This is a genomic window from Streptomyces hygroscopicus subsp. hygroscopicus (genome assembly GCF_030269125.1).
GTDB classification, from domain to species: domain Bacteria; phylum Actinomycetota; class Actinomycetes; order Streptomycetales; family Streptomycetaceae; genus Streptomyces; species Streptomyces hygroscopicus_C.
Map to the genome: position 1 here is coordinate 428,434 of NZ_BSSM01000002.1, position 21,701 is coordinate 450,134.

The following is a 21,701-nucleotide window of genomic DNA, read 5'->3' on the forward strand; positions in this document are numbered from 1 at the left end:
CGCGTGGCCCGAAGAGGTCAGACGCGGACCTCGACGGTCTTCGCCAGCCGGTCGTGCAGGCCGCGGCCGTCGCGGTCCCAGACCAGTGCGGGGATGGCGAGGCACAGCAGGAAGGTGCGCAGCAGCGCGCGCAGCGGGTTGACGGTGCCGGTCTCCAGGGCCACGACCCGGATGCGGAACAGCCGCTTGCCCGGCGTGAAGCCGATGGTGCCGACCGTCAGGGCGCTCATGACGAAGAAGACGGCGAGCGCCCAGTTGCCGGTGCCCTGGTCATAGCCATGCGTGATCAAGCTGTATGCGATCAGCAGGCACAGCGCCCAGTCGACCGCGATGGCCCCGAGCCGCCTGCCCGGCCGGGCCAGGGAGTTGGGGCCCTCCTCGGGAAGACCCAGCTGTTCCCCCCGGTAACCGAAGTCCGCGCCGGCGTCTTCCATGGCCGCGCGGGGGCCGGAGAGCCACGATCCGATTGCCTGCCTGTTGTCCACCCGACCACGGTACTGCGTCCCCATATGACCGGGGGACGCCGGGGTGTCCCGGGGCTACCGTGGAGGAGTGGCCGGTTAACTTCTGCGAAACAATCGGGTCACGCCGGAGAAATCACCCGTCCCTAGGGTCAGGACGAGCGTGTGCCACCGCACTGGCCGCACGAACGATCTACCGCCCCGGCGAGGACGGTCGGGAGTAGGAGGAGCTGGATGTTCCAGAACGCCGACGAGGCCAAGAAGTTCATCGCGGACGAGGACGTCAAGTTCATCGACGTCCGGTTCTGCGACCTGCCGGGCATCATGCAGCACTTCACCGTGCCCGCCGAGGCGTTCGACCCGGACGAGGAGCTGGCCTTCGACGGGTCGTCGATCCGCGGTTTCCAGGCCATCCACGAGTCCGACATGGCGCTGCGGGCCGACCTGTCCACGGCCCGTGTCGACCCGTTCCGCCGGGACAAGACGCTCAACATCAACTTCTTCATCCACGACCCGATCACGGGCGAGCAGTACTCCCGTGACCCGCGCAACGTGGCCCGCAAGGCGGAGGCCTACCTCGCCTCGACCGGCATCGCGGACACCGCGTTCTTCGGTCCCGAGGCGGAGTTCTACGTCTTCGACTCGGTGCGCTTCCAGACCAGCGCGAACGAGTCCTTCTACCACATCGACTCCGAGGCGGGCGCCTGGAACACCGGCGCGCTGGAGAACAACCGCGGCTACAAGGTCCGCTACAAGGGCGGCTACTTCCCGGTCGCGCCGGTGGACCACTTCGCCGACCTGCGCGCCGAGATCTCCCTGGAGCTGGAGAAGTCCGGCCTGAAGGTGGAGCGCCAGCACCACGAGGTGGGCACGGCCGGCCAGGCGGAGATCAACTACAAGTTCAACACGCTGCTCGCCGCCGCCGACGACCTCCAGCTCTTCAAGTACATCGTGAAGAACGTGGCCTGGCGCAACGGCAAGACCGCGACCTTCATGCCGAAGCCGATCTTCGGCGACAACGGCTCGGGCATGCACGTCCACCAGTCGCTGTGGAACAACGGCGACCCGCTGTTCTACGACGAGGCCGGGTACGCGGGGCTGTCGGACACCGCCCGCTACTACATCGGCGGCATCCTCAAGCACGCCCCGTCGCTGCTGGCCTTCACCAACCCGACGGTGAACTCCTACCACCGCCTGGTGCCGGGCTTCGAGGCGCCGATCAACCTGGTGTACTCGCAGCGCAACCGCTCCGCGGCGATGCGCATCCCGATCACCGGCTCCAACCCGAAGGCCAAGCGCGTCGAGTTCCGCGCGCCCGACTCCTCCGGCAACCCGTACCTGGCCTTCTCCGCGCTGCTGCTCGCGGGCCTGGACGGCATCAAGAACAAGATCGAGCCGGCCGAGCCGATCGACAAGGACCTGTACGAGCTGGCTCCCGAGGAGCACGCGAACGTCGCCCAGGTCCCGACCTCCCTCGGCGCCGTCCTCGACCGCCTGGAGACCGACCACGAGTTCCTGCTCCAGGGCGACGTCTTCACGTCCGACCTGATCGAGACCTGGATCGACCTCAAGCGCACCCAGGAGATCGCCCCGCTCCAGCTGCGCCCGCACCCGCACGAGTTCGAGCTGTACTTCGACGTGTGACAGACCCGTCGGACCCGCGTGACCCCCACGCGCACCGGGGCCGCCTCCCTCTCGGGAGGCGGCCCCGGCCGTGTTCCACCAGCTGAGCCGGGTGCGTCAGGGCACCACGATCACCACCACGGGCGTGTTGTAGCCGAAGCGGTTGAAGCCGTTGTTGAAGAAGAAGCCGCCTCGGTTGAAGTCGTTGAAGCCGAAGCAGTTGTGGCCCCAGCAGCCACGGTTGGTGGTGACGTGGCTCGGGGTGGCCGCGGAAGCGGCGCCGGCGGTGGCGACGGTGGCTCCGCCCGCCAGCAGAACGCCGACGGCGGACACCGCCGCGAGACGCCTCGCACGCTGTGCATTCATCGAACTGCCCTCCTTCCATTCCCCCGGTGCCGTCGGGGGCACCAGAAGATGGCCGCGCCCGCGCGGTCGGCGGGACACGGTCGTGGGTGATGCCGCCTGGATTCAGGAAGCAGGGCTGACGTTCCCCTGGTCGGCGGGGATGGCGCACGTCCGGCGCACCCTGCGGCGCGGCTCTGCTGAAAATGCTAGCGGCCCGATCACCACCCGGCATCCGGACGCGAACCCGCCCCGTACGACCTGGTCAGAGCGTCCCTGTGCAACCTTTCGCCCCGCTCGGGCTTCCTATTTCCCGGGAGCTCGCGGGATCATGCTCCCCGCATCCGTCCGGACGAGAGAGGTTGAACGGGGAATGTCTGAACAGGACGACTGGGAGCTGGAGTTCGATCATGGCTGGGCGAACTCCGCCCAGCACAAGGAGCCGTCCGCCCGCGCCCGGATGCTCGCCGCCCGCTGGAGGGAGAACCCCCCGGACCCGGCACCCTTCCGCGCCGACCCGGAGCCCGCGGGGCCGCGCCGCTCGTCCTGGGTGTCGACGGCGGTGGTCCTCGGCTGCGTGGCCGCGGTGATCGTGCTCCTGGGGTACGCTCGAATAAGGAACGGTTACTGACCGATCACTGTGCGTAATGGGGCTGGCGAGGGGACCGTCGGCCGGGACTGTCGGCCCCCTCGCCACCCCGTCCCGCAGGTGCACACTGGACAGCGGGACGAGGGTGCCCGACTGCGGGGTGATGCAAGATGCGGAGCCGCTTTAGGAGCGACCGGCGACTGACCGTGCGGATGACGGTCACGATGTTCCTGCTCGGACTGCTGTACGTGGCCTTCATCGCCGCGCTGCTGGTGCTGCTGAAGTCCTGGCTGCTGGTCGTGGTCCTGATGGGCGCGATGTTCGTGGCCCAGTTCTGGTTCTCCGACCGGATCGCGATGTTCGCCATGCACGGGCGGGTCGTGGAGCGGGAGGAGTATCCGGAGCTGCACGCGGTGGTGGACCGGCTGTGCGCGATCGCGGACATGCCGAAGCCGACGGTCGCCGTGTCCGATATGGACATGCCGAACGCCTTCGCGACGGGGCGCAACGCCGATCACGCCGTGGTCTGCGTGACCACCGGGCTGCTGCGCCGCCTGGAGCCCGGCGAGCTGGAGGGGGTGCTCGCGCACGAGCTGTCCCACGTGGCGCACAAGGACGTCGCCGTGATCACCATCGCCTCCTTCCTCGGCGTGATCGCGGGCCTGATCGTGCGCTTCGCCTTCTACTCGCAGATCTTCGGCGGGGGCCGCAGGGACCAGAACACCGCCGTGGTCTTCGCCGGCGTGATGGGCGTCTCGGCGGCCGTGTACGCGATCAGCTTCCTGCTGATCCGGGCGCTGTCGCGGTACCGGGAGCTGGCGGCCGACCGCGCCGCCGCGCAGCTGACCGGCCGCCCCTCGGCGCTGGCCTCCGCGCTCACCAAGGTCACCGGGGACATCGCCCGCATCCCGACCAAGGACCTGCGCACGGCCCAGGCCTTCAACGCCTTCTACTTCACCCCGGCGACCGGCAAGGAGCCCGGCATCGAGCGGTTCTTCTCCACCCACCCGACCCTCCAGCAGCGGCTGGACCAGCTGGGCCGGATCTCGGCGGAGCTGGGCGAGACGACCGTGCCGGGGGAGGCCGACCGCGCGTGAGCGGACCGCAGAACACCACACCGCGACGGAAGGCGGACTGAGCGTTGGGCCTGCTGGACATCCTCTTGGGGCGCACCAAGCCCGTCGCCCCCGATCTCGACCAGCTCTTCGCGCTGCCCTCGGCCGCCATCACGCTCCAGGTGGCGATGGGCTTCACCCCGACCGGGGAGGGCGCGGTGTGCTTCGCCACCGTGGAGGGCGCGGCCTTCGAGCAGGCCCACCGGGAGGTGCAGGAGCTGCTGGACGCGGACGCCGAGCGCTCCGGCCCGCCGGTGGAGCTGCGCCGGGACGACTACGGCTACTCGTGGCTGGTCTCCCGCCGCTCCCCCGACCAGCTGCCGCAGCTCGTCAACGACCTGCACGCGGTGAACAGCACCCTGGAGACCAACGGCTTCGGTCCCCAGCTGCTGTGTTCACTGGCGGGCTTCACCAGCGACTCGGGGCGGCGGCTCGCCCTGGTCTACCTCTACAAGCGGGGCACCTTCTACCCCTTCGCCCCGCTGCCGGGCGGTGGTGAGCGCCGGGACAACGCGCTGGAGCTCCAGGTGAAGTCGGTACTCGCCGGTGACCTGCGGATCGAGCAGGACCTGTCCCGCTGGTTCCCGGTGTGGGGCGCCCCCGGCCTGTGAGGCTGTCGGGCGGGGCCCGTGCCGTGAGTGAATGGCGCCCATGGCTGAACTCACGGGCTTCACAGGGGACCACGACGGCGAACGGCTCAGCGGGGTGCGCGGCGGCCCCGCCGGCCGGGCGACGGCGGTGCTGCTGCACGGCGCGGGCAACGGCAGCAAGGAGCGGCTCCTGCCGCTGGCGGCCGAGTTCGCCGCCGCGGGCTGCCACGCGCTGGCGTTCGACTTCTCGGGCCACGGCGAGAGCAGCGGCGCGCTCGCCGAATCGAGCCTGCGGCGCAGGTACGAGCAGGCGGTGGCGGTGATCGACGCGCACGCGCCGGTGGCCGATCCGCTGGTCCTGGTGGGCTTCAGCATGAGCGGGCAGACGGTCGCCGATCTGGTGCGGCACTACGGCCGCCGGGTGGCGGCGCTCGGGCTGTGCGCGCCCGCCGTGTACGCGTCGGACGCCTGGGACCTGCCGTTCGGCGACGGTCGGGGCCGGTTCACCGGGATCCTGCGCACCCCGGACAGCTGGCGGGACTCCCCGGCGCTGGCGGTATACGGCTCGTACGAGGGCCGCGCGGTGCTGACCGTGCCGGGCACCGACACGGTCATCCCGGCCGCCGTGACCCGGGCGCTGCACGACGCGCTGTCCACGCGCGCCGACTTTCTTCGACTCGAACTCCCCGACGCGGACCACATGTTGGGGTTGTGGTTCCGGGATCACGCCGAGGACGTGCGGCGGTTGGTGAGCGCGCTGCTGGCGGCGCCGGGCACCCCGGTGCGCGAGGGGCCCGGCGCGGCGGTGGGTCAGCGGTTGTAGCGCATGAACGCCCGCACCATGTGGCAGGTGGTGGCGGACGGCGGGCGCATGCCGATCTTCTCGGCGGTGCCCCGGATGGTGTCGTCGCGCGCCTGGTCCGGCAGGTAGACGCCGGAGTCGAGCAGGGCGATGGCGAGGCGCATGGCCTTCAGGCGCCGGTTGTGCGTGACGTACCACTCCCGGGGCCGGCCGGCCGGCAGGGGCCGCTTCGTGGTGGGCTCGTACGGCGAGTCGAAGAGCACGGGGTGCTTGGCGGTGGACTGGGTCGGCGACGGCTTCGGCTTCAGAGCGGCAGCGGGCACGGGCATCCTCCTGACGCGATCAGGGCACCGGCCGGCGAGCCCGGCGGCACCCTCGAACACTGCTTCTATTCTACGGCCGGCCACTGACAAACACCCCTGGCCACAAGGGCTTTCGGGGCTCGCGGGACAGGGGTGGTGAACGGGTTCTCGCGTACCGTGGACGCATGGAGATCTGGATCAATCCCGCCTGTTCGAAGTGCCGCAGCGCGATCAGCCTGCTCGACGCCGAGGGGGTCGGGTACACCGTGCGGCGCTATCTGGAGGACGTGCCGAGCGAGGACGAGATCAGGGCGGTGCTCGGGCGCCTCGGCCTGGAGCCGTGGGACATCACGCGGACCTCGGAGGCGGTCGCCGGGGAGCTGGGGCTCAAGGACTGGGCGCGGGACGAGGGTTCGAGGGAGCGGTGGATCACGGCGCTGGCCGAGCACCCGAAGCTGATCCAGCGGCCCATCATCACGGCGGACGACGGCACGACGCTGGTGGCACGCACGGAGGAGGCGGTGCGGGAGGCGATCGCCCACAGCCCCTCCTGACGGCACCGCCCGGCCGCACGCGACGGCGGCGCCCGGCCGCGTGAGGGGGACGGGGCTGCCGCCCGGTCCCCCACCGGCCGGCTCCCCCGGCGCCCCGGCGGGAGGGCGCGGTGGAAGACCCCCGGCAGGATCCCGGTCGTCACCCACGGCAGCGACGCCGCGCCCCCCGTCGGCCACCCCGCCGGGACCACCCACCCGACCGCCCCCGACCCGCCCGGCGCAGCCCTCCCCACCAGGCTCAGTCCGACAGGAAACCCGCAAGCCGCTCGGCCAGTTCCCCCGACGCCCCTTGCGGAAGGGCGTGGTGGGAGACCCCCGGCAGGACCCCGGTCGTCACACACGGCAGCAGCGCCGCGGCGCCGGTCGCCACCCGGGACGGGTCGTGCGCCTTGCTGTTCCCGGCCGCGAGGAGGAGCACCGGTGTGCGGAGCGCGCGCAGGGCGGCCGTGGCCGGGCGGGGACCGGTCACCGGTTTCGTGGCCGGGAACCCGGCGCCGGCCTCCTGAAGCCGTAGCCATGCGGGGTCCTGGGCCGCCGCTCCCCCGGTCTCCCACTCCAGGAAGGCGCGGACCCGGCCCGGTGTGGGCCGCAGCAGCATCGGCAGGGCGTGCAGCAGATAGTCCGTCCGGTATCCGGCGAAGCACTTGGTCGGGTCCAGCAGGAACAGGCGGCGGACCCGGTCGGGGGCACGCAGGGCGTACGACAGCGCTATCCAGCCGCCGTACGAGTGCCCGCCCACGTCGGCGCGGTCGGCGCCGAGGCCGTCCAGGAGCGCGTCCAGCCAGCCGGTCAGGTCGGCGAGCGTGCGGGGACGGCGGCCGGGGGCCGGAGTGCTCAGGCCGGGGGCGCCGATGAGGTCGACGGCGTGGACCCGGTGGGTGCGGGCGAGGTCCGCGATCTGGGCGTACCAGGAGACGGAGGTGGACGCCCCGCCGCTCGGCAGCAGGAGCAGCGGGGGCGCGTCGCGTGGGCCGCATGCGTTGACGCGGGTCTCGCCGTAGGGTGTGCGGACGGTCAGCGCCTCGCGTTCGGCGGGCCATTTCGCGAGGAGTGCGTCGTACGCACCGCGAAAGACGTCGCTGTCGTAACCAGTCACCGGACGGCCCCCTGCTGTCTCGTCGACGGTAGTCGCCCGGTCACCCTACCGGCCGGGCCACCCCTGCGTGATCCTGGGCACAGAACCCCCAGGTAACACGGGGTTCACACAAGAGCAATGGTCGAGAAACGGCCTGTTGGCAGGCTTCCGGGCAGATCGAGGCGGCGCGCGGCGCCGCGCCCAGCACCCGCAAGTGCGCCCGAACCACCGAAGGAAGTGGCCCCGTGACCTTCAAGGCTGAGTACATCTGGATCGACGGCACCACGCCGACGGCCAAGCTCCGTTCCAAGACGAAGATCATCACGGGTGCTCCGGCCGGTCTCGACGCGCTGCCGCTGTGGGGCTTCGACGGATCGTCCACCAACCAGGCCAAGGGCCACGCCTCGGACCGCGTGCTCAAGCCGGTCTTCACCTGCCCGGACCCGATCCGCGGCGGCGACGACGTGCTGGTGCTGTGCGAGGTCCTGAACACGGACATGACGCCGCACGCCTCCAACACCCGCGCCGAACTGGCCGAGGTCGCCGAGCGGTTCGCCGCGCAGGAGCCGATCTTCGGTATCGAGCAGGAGTACACCTTCTTCGACGGCGCCCGTCCGCTGGGCTTCCCCGAGGGCGGCTTCCCTGCCCCGCAGGGCGGCTACTACTGCGGTGTCGGCGCCGACGAGATCTTCGGCCGTGACGTCGTCGAGGCGCACCTCGAGAACTGCCTGAAGGCCGGTCTCGGCATCTCCGGCATCAACGCCGAGGTCATGCCGGGCCAGTGGGAGTTCCAGGTCGGCCCGCTCGCCCCGCTGGAGGTCTCCGACCAGCTGTGGGTGGCCCGCTGGCTGCTGTACCGCACCGCCGAGGACTTCGACATCTCCGCGACCCTCGACCCCAAGCCGGTCAAGGGCGACTGGAACGGCGCGGGCGCGCACACCAACTTCTCCACCAAGGCGATGCGCGAGGGCTACGACGCGATCATCACCGCCTGCGAGTCGCTGGGCGAGGGCTCCAAGCCGCTGGACCACGTCAAGAACTACGGCGCCGGCATCGACGACCGCCTGACCGGTCTGCACGAGACCGCCCCGTGGGACCAGTACACCTACGGCGTCTCCGACCGCGGCGCCTCGGTCCGCATCCCGTGGCAGGTCGAGGTGGACGGCAAGGGCTACATCGAGGACCGCCGCCCGAACGCCAACGTCGACCCGTACGTGGTGACCCGCCTGCTGGTGGACACCTGCTGCTCGGCGCTGGAGAAGGCCGGCCAGGTCTGATCCACCCGGAACCCCGCCGAGGGCGCTCGCGATTCGCGGGCGCCCTCGCTCGCTTCGCCCCGCCGAGTCCCGACTCGGCGGGGCGAAGCCGTGTGCGGGAACCGTCCGGGTGCGATCCCGGCGCGTCCCGGCGAGGAGGGCTTCATAGGGAGGACTTCATAGGGCGGGCTTCGTAGGGCGGGCTTCGTAGGGCGGCGTCCATCGCCGGCCCGCCCCTCCGGCCCGCTCCCCGCCTGGGGCTCGGCACCCCCCACCACACGACGACGTCGGCTCCCCGAGACCCGGTCGTGGTCTCGGGGAGCCGACGTCGCACACAGGTCCGGCCCGGCCGCGGCGTCCGCCGCGGCCGGGCCGGGGCCCCTTCGCGTCCCCCGTGCGGAGATCCCGCACGCGGATTCCCTCTCGCGTGCGGGATCGGCCTGGCTCGTTCGGTCAGCTGGTCGTCAGGGCGGTGTCGTCCACGACGAAGCTGGTCTGGAGCGAGGAGTCCTCGACACCGTTGAACTTCAGGGTGACCGTCTGGCCCGCCAGCGAGGACAGGTCGAAGGTCTTCAGGACGTAGCCCGTGCCCGCGTTCAGGTTCGAGTACGAGCCCAGGGTGGTCGAACCGGCGGTGACCGTCAGCTTGTCGTACGCCGAGGTGGTGGTGGTCTCGGCCGTGTCGACGTGCAGGTAGAAGCTCAGGGTCGCCTTGCAGCCCGCGGGGATCGTCACCGACTGCGACACCGTGTCGGTGTGCGAGGTGCCGTAGCCGTCCATCCAGGCGTAGTACGAGCCACCGTGGGCCGTCTCACCGGTGCCGTTGGTGATGACGCCGCTGGACGCGGTCCAGCCGGTGTTGCCCGACTCGAAGCCCGGGTTGGCCAGCAGCTGCGACGAGGAGCAGCCGCCACCGCTGGTGCTCACGGTCCAGGTGAAGGACGTGGAGCCGGTGGCGCCGGTGGAGTCCTTCGCCGTGACGGTCGTGGAGTAGGTGCCCGCGGTGGACGCGGTGCCGGAGATCACGCCGGTGGAGCTGTTGATCGACAGGCCGGTCGGCAGGCCGGAGGCGCTGTAGGTCAGGGCCGCGCCCGCGCTGTCCGAAGCCTTGATCGACAGGCTGACCGAGCTGCCCGTGGTCGTGGACTGGTTACCGGGGTTGGTCACCGTCACGGTGTTGCCCTGCGAGCCGCCGCCGACGATCGGGTGCGAGATGGCGCAGGAGTTGGTGTCGTTGGACCAGCTGGCCTGCTCGGCGAAGGTGCCGGTGCCCATCTTGACGTTGGCCGCGCCGCCCGTGCTGCCCGGGGCGATCCAGGCGCACTCGTCCGAGTTCTCCTGGCCGTTGTACGAGCTGCCGGTGTGGTTGGTCCAGCCACCGGCCGGGTTCTGGTCCGACATCATCTCGTGCCACTCGTGGCCGAGCGTCATGGTCCAGCCGTCGAGCGTGCCGGGGGAGTTGACGAAGCCGACGCCGCAGCCCGAGCCCGAGTCCATGTTGTACGGCTGGTTGCTGAACGCGATGTCACCGTAGGAGGAGGACACCGGGCCGCCGGTGAGGGTGCTGTCGCCGTTGTAGTCGTGCCAGGCGCAGTACTGACCCTGGTAGCTGTCCGGGTTGGTGCCGTGCGGCGACAGGATGACGTAGTAGGCGTCGCGGTTGGACGCGGCGGTGGTGTTGCCGAAGTGGGCCGCCGCGTTGACCGCTTCCTGGCCGAGCTGGTGGCCGGTGGCGGCACTCGGCGAGGCCGCCGAGTTGTCGTACCACACGCCGGAGAGCACGCCGCCGCTCTGGTACGGGATGAAGTTCGCGTTGGACGGGCAGCTGGTGGCGCCCGACGCCACGTTCGGTCCGTCACACCACTGGGTGAGGTCGGCGGACCACAGCTCGCTTCCGGTACCGATGTCCTTGAACATCTCCTGGGCGACCGGGGCCGCGCCGTCCGGGTCGCCGGAGAAGGTGGCGTCGCCGCTGCTGTTGGTGCTCTGAGTGCCCCACTGCGAGCCGTAGAAGACCAGGTAGACCTTGGAGTGGCCGCTCTGGACGCCGATGCCGTCGACGCCGCCGCCGTAGGACAGCGTCTCCGTACCGGTCGCCGCGGTCGTGGCCGGGTGGTTGGCCGCCCACGACTTCATCTTGGCGTGCTGCTGGAGGGTCGGGACGGCACCGTGCCGGTACGGGTGCTGGTAAGCCGGGCTGTAGGGGTTCTTGACCGCGGCGGCGGGGCTCGGCGACGCGGGGGCGCTGCCGGCGAACGCCGGGGCTCCAGCGGCCAGCATGACGCCTGTGACCAGGGACAGCGACGCGATCCCGGTCATGGCAGCGCGGACTGCTCTGCCTATGTGGGGACTACCCATGGGTGGGCTTCCTCTCTCGTGCGGACCGCCGGGGCGCCGGGTGGGCGTGGCCGGTCCGCTGCCGTGGGTTCGGGCGGCGAGGCGCATCCGGGCATGCCGGAGTGCGCTGAACACAGCGGTGGGAATGGGTCGAACCAGGGGCGCGCCGACGCCGGACCAGACGAAGACGCTGGTTCCGCGCTGGTGCGCATCGTTCCAACTACACCTGCGAACACGCTTGCTGACAGTCGGCCAAACACTGCGCTCACTGCCCAGGGAAGAAAAGCAGGGCGCCGGGGCGCGGACAACTTTCCCGATCAACTTTTGACAGGGTCATGAAGATTCGCTGGTCTCGGCTTGCCTAAGGCGCGCCGATGTGCCGCCTATGCGCCACCTGTGCCGATGTGCGTTCCGGCGTGCCGGCGCCGTGCGCCGCGGTTCCGGCGATCACGTCACAGACCCGGACGTACGGGACACGGACGGAGCCGATCCGGCCGGCGTCACGTCAGATGCACGTCCACCGGGCCGCGTTCGGTTCCCGGGCGCTCGAAGAGGAAGAGTCACCCATGACGAAGATCAAGCCGTCGGCGGCGAGCACCGCACTGTGCTGCTGCGCCGTCCTCGGGACGGCCGTACTGGCAGGGTGCGGTCCGCACGGCGCGGCACGCGCCGCCGCACCATCGGCGACCGCCGGGGGCCGGCGAACCGTCACCCTGGACGAGCGCGCCGACCACACCACGGTCACGGTCGGCGTCGGTACGACCGTCCGCGTCGAGTTGCACAGCACCTACTGGTCCTCCTTCGACAGCTCGGCCCCGCGGCTCCTGGCCCCCGCCGGCCCGCCCTCGTCCGCACCGTCCACCGGACCGTCCTGCCACCCGGGCGGCGGCTGCGGGACCGACACCGCCGACTTCGTCGCCCGCGCCGCCGGCACAGCCGACCTGACCTCCTCCCGCACCATCTGCGGCGAGGCCGAACCCTGCGCACCCGACCGGCGGACCTTCACCGTGACCGTCGAGATCTCCGGCTGACGCCTGGGCGAACGCCCCTGCCAGGGTGCCGGTGCGCGTACCGAAGTCCCGGGCCGCCTTCGGGCTGTCCGAATATCGAGACGGGTGACTGGACTCGTCCGCACCGGAATCCCCTGTTCAGGGCCGTGAAACCGGCCGTGCGGCCCCTGCCATGCCGAGTTCACGCCAAGGACACGTCCAGCAGGTGAGAGGAGGCTCGTGCCGGGCGCGCGCCTCTGCTTCAATGGGCGCATGGCCAGCTTCCAGAAGATCACCGCGACGGGTCGCCACGACCTGGAGCCCTTCTGGCCCTCCCGCCAGCACCACGACTTCGACCGGGTGTGTTGTCGCGCCACCGACGCGCGGGCCCTGTGAAGCCGTAACCCCCCGGCCTTCGGCCAGCGCGGAACGACGTACGTCCCGGCGCGCCCCGACCACGAATCGCGGCCGTCGCCCCTCCCGACGAACCTCTCGCGCGAAAGAGCTGACCCCTCATGGCGACCACTCGCTCCCTCCCCTCCGCCTCCCCCCTGACCGCCCCCGCACGGCACCGGCTGCGCGCCGTCGACCGGGACGAGGTGGTCGACGTCGCGGAGTTCCTGCCGCCGGGCGCCACCTGGCTGCCCGCCCCGCAGCACACCCTGCCCGTCCTGCCCGGCCAACCGCCGATGGTCGGCTACCTGGTACTGGTCCCGGCGGACCGGCAACCGCCGTTCCTGACGGCCCCCGTCCCGGAGCAGACCGGACGCGCGGACCGGGCGGCCGCGTCGGGCCAGGCCCCCGAACCGCTGGTGCGGATCGACCCCGTGCGGCGCACCGCCTTCGTCGACGGCCGTGAACTGGACCTGACCTACCTGGAGTTCGAGCTGCTCGCCCACCTGGTGGCCCATCCGCACCGGGTGCACACCCGCGACCAGCTGGTCACCACGGTGTGGGGATACGGCCATGTCGGCGACGGCCGCACCGTGGACGTCCACATCGCCCGGCTGCGCCGCAAGCTGGGCGCCGAGCACCGCCGGACCATCCAGACCGTGCGCCGGGTCGGCTACAAGTACATTCCACCGACCGGGCGGTGACCCAGCGGCTGCGCCGGGCCGGACGTCGGCGGCACCGCTTCTGCCCCGCCGCTCCCGCCCGCGACGCCGACCCCGGCTTCCGCCCGACGCCGGCCCCCGCTTCCGCCCTCGGCAAAGTCCCGTGCCGGCCGCGCCCCGACCGGGCAGGCTCCCCGGCATGAGACTTCTGGTGCTGGGCGGAACGGAGTTCGTGGGGCGGGTCGTGGCCGAGGCGGCCCTCGGGCGCGGCTGGGAGGTGACCGTCTTCAACCGGGGACGGCACGAACCCCCGGCCGGCGCACGGCTGTTGCGGGGCGACCGCACCGCGCAGGGCGGCCTCGCCGCGCTGGCCGGGGGCGACTGGGACGCCGTGGTGGACACCTGGTCCGCGGCCCCGCGGGCGGTGCGGGAGACGGCGCGGCTGCTGCGCGGCCGCACCGGGAGGTACGCGTACGTCTCCAGCCGCTCGGTGTACGCCTGGCCCTGTCCGCCCGGAGCCGGCGAGGACGCCCCGCTGGTCGAGGGCGCGGCGGCCGACGCGGGGTCGACCGAGTACGCCCTGGACAAGCGGGGCGGCGAGCTGGCCGCGCTGGAGTCCTTCGGCGCCGAGGGCTCGCTGCTGGTGCGGGCGGGGCTGATCCTCGGGCCGTACGAGAACATCGGCCGCCTGCCCTGGTGGCTGAACCGGATCGCCCGCGGCGGCCCGGTCCTCGCGCCGGGCCCGCGCGACCTGCCGCTCCAGTACATCGACGCCCGCGACCTCGCGAACTGGCTCCTCGGCGCCCTGGAAGGGGCGGTGAACGGCCCGTACGACCTGGTGAGCCCGCCCGGTCACACCACGATGGGCGCGCTTCTCCAGGCGTGCGTCGCGGCCACCGGCTCGGACGCCGAACTGTGCTGGGCCGAGCCGGAGTCGGTCCTGGCCGCCGGGATCGAGCCGTGGACCGGGCTGCCGGTGTGGGTGCCGCCGGGCGGCGAGATGTTCGACTCCGTCCACCGGGCCGACGTGTCGCGGGCGCTGGCGACCGGGCTGGTGTGCCGTCCGGTGACGGAGACCGTCGAGGACACCTGGCGGTGGCTGGCCGGGATCGGCGGCGTCCCGCCCCGCCGGACCGACCGCCCCGCCGTGGGGCTCGGACAGGAGGCGGAGGCGAAGGTGCTGGCCGCGCTGCGCGGGGGTGTACCTGGCACCACCCCCCGAGAGGGGGCCTCGGGCCAGTGACCCCCCGGCGGGGGTCGGCGAGACTTGCCCCATGAACAGCGAAAAGAAGAGCATCCGCGAGGTCGTGCTCGCCGCCGTACGGGGGCTGGTGCTGGCCCTGGTCTCGCTGCCCTTCGGCATAGCCTTCCTGGTGCTGGTACCGCTGTCCCTCGCCTTCATCCCGCTCGGCGTCGGGATCGTCACGACTCCGGTCGTGCTGACGGGCGTCCGGGCGCTGGCGGACGTGCGCCGGAGGCTGGCGGCCGAGTGGTGCGGGGTGCGGATCCCGGCGGCGTACCGGCCGATCCCGCGCGGCACCAACCCGTGGACCCGCACCTTCACGATGCTGGGCGACCCGCAGACCTGGCGGGACGTGCGCTGGCTGCCGGTGGACACCACGGCCGGTTTCGTCACCGCCCTGCTCCCGGCCATGCTGCTGTTCTTCTCCGTCGAGGGGCTGATGCTGCCCTTCGGGCTGTGGCGGTCCTACACGCACGGAGGAACCTACTGGTACGCGTTCGTACCGGTCTCCGGCGAAGCGAGCGCCATCGGCGCGGGCGTCCTCGCCCTCGTCCTCCTCGGGGTCTCCCGGCGCATCGCCCCGCGCCTGCTGACCGTCCACTTCCGGCTCACCCGGGCCGTGCTGGGCAACGGCGACAGCGAACTCGCCGAGCGGGTGCGGGTGCTGACCGAGACCCGGCGCGACGCCGTGGACACCTCCGCCGCCGAACTGCGCCGCATCGAACGGGACCTGCACGACGGCGCCCAGGCCCGGCTCGTCGCCATGGGCATGGACCTCGGCACCATCGAGATGCTGCTCGACAAGGACCCGGCGCGGGCCCGGCAGCTGCTCGCGCAGGCCCGCCGCAACTCCGTGGACGCCCTGGAGGAACTGCGCGACCTGGTCCGCGGCATCCATCCGCCGGTCCTCGCCGAACGCGGACTCGGCGACGCCGTACGGGCGCTGGCGCTGCGGCTGCCGCTGCCCGCCGAGGTCACGGTGGAGCTGCCGGGCCGCGCCGACGCGCCGGTGGAGTCGGCCGCCTACTTCGCGGTCAGCGAGGTGCTCACCAACGCGGCCAAGCACTCCGGCGCCGACCGGATCTGGATCGACCTGCACCACACCGACGGCCGGCTGCGGATCACGGTCACCGACAACGGCAGGGGCGGCGCGGCGGTCGGTGCCGGCTCCGGGCTCGCCGGGGTCGAGAAGCGCCTCGGTACATTCGACGGCGTCCTGGCCGTCAGCAGCCCCGCGGGCGGCCCCACCATGGTGACCATGGAGCTCCCGTGCGTGTTGTCCTAGCCGAAGACCTCTTCCTGCTGCGCGACGGACTGGTCCGGCTGCTCGAGGCGTACGGCTTCGAGATCGCGGCGGCCGTCGAGTCCGGCCCCGAACTGGCGCGCGCGCTGGCCGAGTCGGAGCCCGACGTGGCGGTGGTCGACGTACGGCTGCCGCCCACGCACACCGACGAGGGCCTGCAGTGCGCCCTGGCCGCCCGGCGGGCGCGGCCGGGGCTGCCGGTGCTCGTCCTCTCGCAGCACGTGGAGCAGCTGTACGCGCGGGAGCTGCTCGCCGACGGCGACGGCGGGATCGGGTACCTGCTCAAGGACCGGGTGTTCGACGCGGAACAGTTCGTGGACGCCGTACGACGGGTCGCGGCGGGCGGGACGGCGATGGACCCGCAGGTCATCCAGCAGCTGCTGGCCCGTGGTTCGGCCGGTGACCGGCCGGTCGGCCGGCTCACCCCGCGCGAGCGCGAGGTGCTGGAGCTGATGGCCCAGGGCCGGTCGAACGCGGGCATCGCCGCACAACTGGTCGTCACCGAGCGGGCGGTGGCCAAGCACACCTCCAACATCTTCGGGAAGCTGGGCCTGGAGGTGTCGGACGACGACAACCGGCGTGTGCTCGCGGTGCTGGCGTACCTCGACGGCGGGCCCCGCTGACCGCCGGCCCTCCGCTGCGGTGACCGGCGGGGCACATGTGTGCGAGGGTGACGCCGTGAACCAGGACTGGGAAGACCGCGTGGCCGACGCTTGGGCCGCCTTCGACCGTGACGAGTACCCCGAGGAGCGCGCCGAGGAGTTCCGCGCCCTGATCGACGGCCTCGTCGCCGAGCTGCCCGACGACAGCCCGGTGGGCCCCTTCGAGCGGGCCTGCGCCTTCGACTCGACCGGGCACTCGGACCGCGCGGTGCCGCTGTACCGGGAGGCGCTCGCGCGCGGCCTCGACGGCTACCGGGGGCGGCGGGCCAGGATCCAGCTGGCGAGTTCCCTGCGCAACGTCGGGCAGCCGGAGGAGGGAGTCAAGCTGCTCACCCCGGAACTGGACGCGCCGAGCGACGAGTTGGACGACGCGGTGCGCGCCTGTCTGGCGCTGTGCCTGTCCGGCCTCGGCCGCGACCGCGAGGGCCTGTCCCTGGTGATCGAGGCCCTGGCCCCCCATCTTCCGCGCTACCGGCGGTCGATGGCCAACTACGCGCGGGCCCTGGTCGACCGGGAGGCGTGAACGCGCCGGTCGCGAGGGCGTGGACGCGCCGCTCCTCCGGCGTGGACGCGCCGGTCCGCGGCCGTGCGGGTGCCGCTTGACGGTGACCAACCAAGGGCTCGCTCGTTTTCCCGGACGTGCAGTCACAGGATGTAGCCCAGCGTCACGCACCCGCCTCCGGACCGGCCGGCGTCGAGCGGGCCGAGGACCCGCTCGTCGAGCACTACCCACGGCTGGTCAGGCTCGCCTACCTGGTGCTGCCGCCGGGCCTCGGCCGCGTCCGCCGGGTGCTGACCGCACACGCCCTCGCCCAGCGCGCGCTTCCCCGGGGCCGCAAGGACGCCGCCAGGGTCCCGGTCCAGCCCTCGGGCCGCGGCTCCGCGCGCCGGGGTCCCGCGGACCCGGCGTCCCGGGAGAACGACCCCGGCTACGCCTACCTCCGCGAACGGGTCCTGCGCGCCGCCCTGACCGCCGCCCGCCCGCACCGCGGCCTGCCCCCGCTGCTCCCCCGCGTCTGGGGCCTGCGGCTGGTCCCGCGCTCCGGCGGCGCCGACGAACTCGCCCTCGAACAGCGGCTGTCGCAACTGTCCGCACCGGCCCGCGCCGCCTATGTGCTGCGCGGCCTGGACCGGCTGCCCGACCAGGAGATCCGCAAGATCCTGAAGGCCGCCAGGGTGGACGACCCGGGCAGCGCCCTGGCCGGCGCGAACACCGTGCCCGCGCAGCCCGGCCTGCTGTCCTCCCCCGAGTTCGACCCCTGCGCCCTCCAGGCCCGGCCCACCGATCTGCAGCGCCGCCGCCGGCACACCAGGGCCGCCCTCGGCGCCGCCGCCGCCCTCGCGGTGTGCGGGGCGCTGCTCGCGCTGCCGCACTCCGGCTGGGGCCCGGACGGCGCCGCCGCCCCCGTCTACGCCGGGAACCCCGCCGCCCAGGCCGCCCTCGACCCGGCCAGGCTGACCCGGGTCTCCCCCACCGCCTGGCGCTCCGCGGCCCGCACCGACTTCTCCGCCTGGCCGGCGCGCGGCCCGCTCACCGGCGACAAGGACCTGCTGCGCCGCGCGCTCGCCGTCTGGGCCCGGCCCGGACAGCGCGTCCGGGTCTCGGCCACCCCCGAGACCCAGACCGGCGGCCCGGCGGGGCCGCCCCAACTGCTGTACGCGGGGCGGCTGGACGCCGCCCGGGTGGTGATCCTCTACGACGGCCTGCGCATCGCCCGCTACGCCGAACCGGCCGACGGCACCCAGGGCGCCGCCATGGACTTCGCCCGCGTGGACGGCGCGACCGGCGCCGAGGCGAGCGCCCTGGTCCTCGGCCGCGCCGACGGCAACGTGCGGTACCTGCTCGCCCCCTGGGTGAAGGAGGCCGCCACCCGCGACCTGATGAAACCGGCCTCGCCGCCCATCCCGCTCGCGGTCACCGACGGCGTCACCGCTCCGCTGACCAGCCCCGCCCTGGCGACCGGGAACTGCGCCTCCTGGACCGTGCTCCAGTTGTCCGACGGCTTCGGCACACGGCTCTCCAGCGACCTCGGCGAGCTGGTCCCGGCCCATCTCACCGCGGGCCGCCCCGGCGCGCCCGACGAGGCCGCCGGGCCCGAGGGGCTCCGGGCCTGGGCGCCGTTCGCCTGCTCGCTGGCCACCGAGCGCTCCGCGGGCGTGCGCAGCGTCAACGCCTGGGACTACGCGGAGCAGCCGCTGCCCGACGGCAGCGGGGCCGCGCGGTGGGCGTGCACCCGGGCCGAGACCTGGCGCGGCGACGGCGCCGCCGCGCTGGCCCAGTTCCACGTCCCCGGCTCCCGGTACGGGGCGGTCGCGGCGAAGGGCACCGACACCGCGGCGTGCGGTCCGCGCGATCCCCATGTGCTGGCCGGGGTGCTGTGGAAGTCCCGCGGCGGGCACTGGTACCTGCTGGCCGCGGGCTCCCCGGACACGGTGGCGATCCACGCGAGCGGCGGGATCACGGCGTCCGCGCCGGGCTCGCTGATGATCTCCAAGGCGGCCGAGGGGGCGCGGGCCGAGCTGAAGGGCACGTTGGCGGGCGGCCGGGTGATCGACGGGCTGCACTGACCGCCGCCCGCACTTGGTTGACTCCGGCGTCAACAAGGGGTGCCCCAGGGCTTCTCAGAGGCCGTACCCGTCAGTACATTGACGCCATGTCTAACACGCAGGCCCGGCCGGTCGAGTCCGAGCGCGTCGCGCTCAAGGCCCGCAATGTGTCCTTCTCGTGGGAGGACACGCCGCTGCACTGGGTGCCCGGCGACCCGTTCACCACGCACACCATCAATGTGCTGCACCTGCTGCTGCCCGCCGGCGAGCGCTGGTTCGTGCACGTGTACAAGCAGGCGCTGCCGCTGGTCGAGGACGACCGGCTGCGCGAGGACGTCCTCGGGTTCATCGGGCAGGAGGCCGTGCACTCCCGGTCCCACGACGAGGTCCTGCCGCACCTGCGCGCACAGGGCCTCGACCCGACGCCGTACACCGCGCAGGTCGACTGGTTCTTCGAGAAGCTGCTCGGCGACCGCACCCTGCCGCCGGGCCGGGCGCGCCGCTGGTGGCTGCTGGAGCGGGTGGCCCTCATCGCGGCCATCGAGCACTACACCGCGTTCCTCGGCGACTGGGTGCTCGGCGCGACCGAGCTGGACCGGCGCGGCGCCGACCCCACGATGCTGGACCTGCTGCGCTGGCACGGCGCGGAGGAGGTCGAGCACCGCTCGGTCGCCTTCGACCTGTTCACGCACCTGGACGGCGGCTACCGGCGGCGGGCCCGCACCTGGGCCTCCGCCTTCGCCGCCATCGTCTTCCTGTGGCAGCGCGGGGTCCGCTTCTTCCTGGAGAACGACCCGACGGTGACCGACCCCAAGGCCTCCCTGAAGGACTTCTACGACCGCGGCCGCGAGGGTGTCCTGCCCGGCACCGGCGCCATGCTGCGGTCGATCCCCCGCTACCTCGGCCGCGGCTACCACCCCTCGCACGAGTTCTCCACCGCCCAGGCCGTCGCCTATCTCGCCGCCTCCCCGGCCGCGCTCGCCGCCGAGCGGGCGGAACGCTCCCCGAAGGGTGCCGCCTGATGCCGAAGCTGCGTACCGCCGCCCTGATCGCGGGCGCCGCCCTGCTCACCCGAGGCGCCCTGCGCCGCCGCGTCCGGGCCTCGCCGCTGTGGCCGATGCCCGCGCTGGACCCCCCGCTGTCCGGCCGGCCGCGCTCACGGCCCCTGCGGCTGCTGCTCACCGCGCACGAGACGGTCGCCGACGGCGTCGTACGCCTGCGTCTGGAGGGGACCGCGTTGCCGCGCTGGACGCCCGGGGCGCATCTGGACCTGGTGCTGCCCTCGGGCCTGGTACGGCAGTACTCGCTGTGCGGGGACCCCGAGGACACGTCGTCGTACACGATCGCCACCCGGCTGGTCGAGGACGGGCGGGGCGGCTCGCGGGAGGTGCACGAGCGGCTCGCCGAGGGCATGGAACTGGAGGTGCGCGGGCCGCGCAACCGGTTCCCGCTGGTCGAGGCGGAGTCGTACGTCTTCGTCGTCGGCGGGATCGGCGTCACGCCGGTGCTGCCGATGCTGCGCGCGCTGCCGGACGGAGCGGCGTGGCGGCTGCTGTACTGCGGGCGGACGCGGGCCTCGATGCCCTTCGTCGAGGAGGTGCGGGGGCTGGCCGGGGACCGGCTGACGCTCGTCGCGGAGGACGAGGACGGGCGGCCGGACCTGGACGCGCTGCTCGCCGGGGTGGCGCCGGGCACGGCGGTGTACTGCTGCGGACCCGAGGGGCTGATGGAGGCGGTCGCGGAGCGGGTGCCCCAGGGGGCGCAGCTGCGTCTGGAGCGGTTCGCGCCGCGCGCCCCGGCGGACGGGAACACCGCGTTCGAGGTCGAACTGCGGCGCAGCGGGCGGACGGTGAGCGTGCCGGCCGACTCCACCGTGCTGGCCGCCGTGCGCCGGGAGCTGCCGGGCACGGTCTACTCCTGCGAGCAGGGCTTCTGCGGGACCTGCCGGCAGCGGGTGCTGGAGGGCGAGGTGGAGCACCGGGACGAGCTGCTCACGGACGCGGAGCGTGCCGACTCGATGCTGATCTGTGTGTCCCGGGCCCGGAGCGAACGCCTCGTACTCGACCTGTGACGCCATGATGTGAACACCGGTTCGGGTCTGGACCGTTGGCGGCCGAATCGGATCGGTAAAGTGTTCGCATGAGTACCGGGGTTCGCCGCAGGATGGGCGTCGAGGAGCGACGGCAGCAGCTGATCGGCGTCGCGCTCGACCTGTTCAGCCGACGCTCGCCCGACGAGGTCTCCATCGACGACATAGCGGCGGCCGCGGGCATCTCGCGGCCGCTGGTGTACCACTACTTCCCGGGCAAACTCAGCCTGTACGAGGCCGCGTTGCGGCGTGCCTCCGAGGAGCTGAAGGCCCGCTTCACCGAACCGCACGAGGGCCCGCTCGGCGCTCGGCTGCTGCACGTGATGCACCGCTTCTTCGACCATGTGGACGAGTACGGCCCCGGCTTCTCGGCCCTGATGCGCGGCGGTCCCGCCGTGCCCGCGAACAGCGCCCGCGAGAAGGAACACGTCTCGACCACCAACGCGCTGATCGACGGCGTACGGCAGTCCGCCTACGACCAGATGCTCTCCCACCTCGGGATCGCCGAGGCGCCCCCGCGCCTGGAACTGGTCATCCGCTCCTGGATCTCGCTGGCCGAGTCCACCGCGCTGATCTGGCTCGACGGCCGCCGCATCCCGCGCGAGGAGCTGGAACTCCAGCTGGTGCACGACTTCGCCGCCCTGGTCGCGGTGAGCGCCACCGTGGACGCCGGCATGGCGGACGTGCTGCGCGCCATGCTCAGGGACGAGCCGGCCGACGGCCCCTTCGCGGAGCTCGTCGGCCGGCTCACCTCCCTGGCCTCGTAG

At 72.8% G+C, this 21,701-nt stretch carries 23 protein-coding genes; 18 read left to right on the forward strand and 5 right to left on the reverse strand.

All coding sequences use genetic code 11. The annotated features are described in order from the left end of the window. Window positions 1-17: 17 nt before the first annotated feature. Window positions 18-485, reverse strand: coding sequence for an RDD family protein (locus tag QSK45_RS06390; RefSeq protein ID WP_285554104.1), 468 nt, complete (start codon window positions 483-485; stop codon window positions 18-20). A 210-nt stretch (window positions 486-695) separates the two neighbouring features. On the opposite strand from QSK45_RS06390, the gene glnA reads away from it, so the two are divergent. Further along, the gene (gene glnA, locus QSK45_RS06395; protein ID WP_285554106.1) at window positions 696-2,105 is read left to right on the forward strand and encodes a type I glutamate--ammonia ligase; all 1,410 of its coding nucleotides are present in this window, start codon (window positions 696-698) and stop codon (window positions 2,103-2,105) included. A gap of 96 nt (window positions 2,106-2,201) precedes the next feature. Here the strand turns inward: glnA and QSK45_RS06400 are convergent, their stop codons facing one another. Beyond that, the gene (locus QSK45_RS06400; RefSeq protein ID WP_285554107.1) at window positions 2,202-2,450 is read right to left on the reverse strand and encodes a hypothetical protein; all 249 of its coding nucleotides are present in this window, start codon (window positions 2,448-2,450) and stop codon (window positions 2,202-2,204) included. 349 nt (window positions 2,451-2,799) lie between these two features. Here QSK45_RS06400 and QSK45_RS06405 point away from each other — a divergent pair, with 349 nt between their 5' ends. From QSK45_RS06405 to QSK45_RS06420, 4 genes are all read left to right on the forward strand, one after another. Beyond that, the gene (locus tag QSK45_RS06405) at window positions 2,800-3,057 is read left to right on the forward strand and encodes an SCO2583/SCO2584 N-terminal domain-containing protein (RefSeq protein ID WP_285554108.1); all 258 of its coding nucleotides are present in this window, start codon (window positions 2,800-2,802) and stop codon (window positions 3,055-3,057) included. Window positions 3,058-3,185: 128 nt separating this feature from the next. Then, window positions 3,186-4,112, forward strand: a complete 927-nt coding sequence (gene htpX / locus QSK45_RS06410) for a zinc metalloprotease HtpX (RefSeq protein WP_285554110.1) — start codon at window positions 3,186-3,188, stop codon at window positions 4,110-4,112. A 44-nt stretch (window positions 4,113-4,156) separates the two neighbouring features. After that, entirely contained in the window at window positions 4,157-4,741 is a 585-nt protein-coding gene (gene pspAB, locus QSK45_RS06415; protein ID WP_285554112.1) for a PspA-associated protein PspAB, read from the forward strand. Between the two features lie 40 nt (window positions 4,742-4,781). After that, window positions 4,782-5,543 (forward strand): alpha/beta hydrolase, encoded by a 762-nt coding sequence (locus QSK45_RS06420; RefSeq protein ID WP_285554114.1) that lies wholly within the window; start codon window positions 4,782-4,784, stop codon window positions 5,541-5,543. Here QSK45_RS06420 and QSK45_RS06425 read toward each other — a convergent pair. Continuing rightward, entirely contained in the window at window positions 5,531-5,845 is a 315-nt protein-coding gene (locus QSK45_RS06425; RefSeq protein ID WP_285554116.1) for a hypothetical protein, read from the reverse strand. The two genes, QSK45_RS06420 and QSK45_RS06425, sit on opposite strands and share 13 nt — an antisense overlap. 164 nt (window positions 5,846-6,009) lie before the next feature. Between QSK45_RS06425 and QSK45_RS06430 the strand changes: the two genes are divergently transcribed. Beyond that, a complete protein-coding gene (locus tag QSK45_RS06430) occupies window positions 6,010-6,378 on the forward strand; it encodes an arsenate reductase family protein (RefSeq protein ID WP_285554117.1) in 369 nt (122 codons plus the stop codon). Between the two features lie 238 nt (window positions 6,379-6,616). Here the strand turns inward: QSK45_RS06430 and QSK45_RS06435 are convergent, their stop codons facing one another. Beyond that, on the reverse strand, window positions 6,617-7,474 hold the full coding sequence (locus QSK45_RS06435) for an alpha/beta fold hydrolase (protein WP_285554118.1): 858 nt from the start codon (window positions 7,472-7,474) through the stop codon (window positions 6,617-6,619). Window positions 7,475-7,698: 224 nt separating this feature from the next. Between QSK45_RS06435 and glnII the strand changes: the two genes are divergently transcribed. Continuing rightward, complete coding sequence (gene glnII / locus QSK45_RS06440; RefSeq protein ID WP_285554120.1) at window positions 7,699-8,730, forward strand: glutamine synthetase; 1,032 nt, start codon at window positions 7,699-7,701, stop codon at window positions 8,728-8,730. 432 nt (window positions 8,731-9,162) lie between these two features. Here the strand turns inward: glnII and QSK45_RS06445 are convergent, their stop codons facing one another. Continuing rightward, entirely contained in the window at window positions 9,163-11,028 is a 1,866-nt protein-coding gene (locus QSK45_RS06445) for a putative Ig domain-containing protein (protein ID WP_285554122.1), read from the reverse strand. Between the two features lie 584 nt (window positions 11,029-11,612). Between QSK45_RS06445 and QSK45_RS06450 the strand changes: the two genes are divergently transcribed. From QSK45_RS06450 to QSK45_RS06500, 11 genes are all read left to right on the forward strand, one after another. After that, window positions 11,613-12,077: a hypothetical protein gene (locus tag QSK45_RS06450; protein ID WP_285554124.1), complete on the forward strand. Its 465-nt coding sequence runs from the start codon at window positions 11,613-11,615 to the stop codon at window positions 12,075-12,077. 231 nt (window positions 12,078-12,308) lie between these two features. After that, on the forward strand, window positions 12,309-12,431 hold the full coding sequence (locus QSK45_RS06455; protein ID WP_285554676.1) for a hypothetical protein: 123 nt from the start codon (window positions 12,309-12,311) through the stop codon (window positions 12,429-12,431). 119 nt (window positions 12,432-12,550) lie between these two features. After that, window positions 12,551-13,132 carry a winged helix-turn-helix domain-containing protein gene (locus QSK45_RS06460; RefSeq protein WP_285554127.1) on the forward strand — a complete coding sequence of 194 codons (582 nt, stop codon included), beginning with the start codon at window positions 12,551-12,553 and terminating at the stop codon, window positions 13,130-13,132. Window positions 13,133-13,289: 157 nt separating this feature from the next. Then, on the forward strand, window positions 13,290-14,333 hold the full coding sequence (locus tag QSK45_RS06465) for an NAD-dependent epimerase/dehydratase family protein (RefSeq protein ID WP_285554128.1): 1,044 nt from the start codon (window positions 13,290-13,292) through the stop codon (window positions 14,331-14,333). Window positions 14,334-14,364: 31 nt separating this feature from the next. Further along, the gene (locus QSK45_RS06470) at window positions 14,365-15,618 is read left to right on the forward strand and encodes a sensor histidine kinase (protein WP_285554130.1); all 1,254 of its coding nucleotides are present in this window, start codon (window positions 14,365-14,367) and stop codon (window positions 15,616-15,618) included. Next, the gene (locus QSK45_RS06475; RefSeq protein ID WP_285554132.1) at window positions 15,603-16,259 is read left to right on the forward strand and encodes a LuxR C-terminal-related transcriptional regulator; all 657 of its coding nucleotides are present in this window, start codon (window positions 15,603-15,605) and stop codon (window positions 16,257-16,259) included. The genes QSK45_RS06470 and QSK45_RS06475 overlap by 16 nt, the downstream gene beginning before the upstream one ends. Window positions 16,260-16,296: 37 nt before the next feature. Next, window positions 16,297-16,821: a tetratricopeptide repeat protein gene (locus QSK45_RS06480; RefSeq protein ID WP_285554646.1), complete on the forward strand. Its 525-nt coding sequence runs from the start codon at window positions 16,297-16,299 to the stop codon at window positions 16,819-16,821. A gap of 116 nt (window positions 16,822-16,937) precedes the next feature. Continuing rightward, window positions 16,938-18,866: a hypothetical protein gene (locus tag QSK45_RS06485; RefSeq protein WP_285554134.1), complete on the forward strand. Its 1,929-nt coding sequence runs from the start codon at window positions 16,938-16,940 to the stop codon at window positions 18,864-18,866. Between the two features lie 86 nt (window positions 18,867-18,952). Continuing rightward, a complete protein-coding gene (locus QSK45_RS06490; protein ID WP_285554136.1) occupies window positions 18,953-19,867 on the forward strand; it encodes a metal-dependent hydrolase in 915 nt (304 codons plus the stop codon). Further along, on the forward strand, window positions 19,867-20,916 hold the full coding sequence (locus QSK45_RS06495) for a PDR/VanB family oxidoreductase (protein ID WP_285554138.1): 1,050 nt from the start codon (window positions 19,867-19,869) through the stop codon (window positions 20,914-20,916). Before QSK45_RS06490 ends, QSK45_RS06495 begins: the two co-directional genes overlap by 1 nt. Window positions 20,917-20,984: 68 nt before the next feature. Continuing rightward, on the forward strand, window positions 20,985-21,701 hold the full coding sequence (locus QSK45_RS06500) for a TetR/AcrR family transcriptional regulator (RefSeq protein ID WP_285554140.1): 717 nt from the start codon (window positions 20,985-20,987) through the stop codon (window positions 21,699-21,701).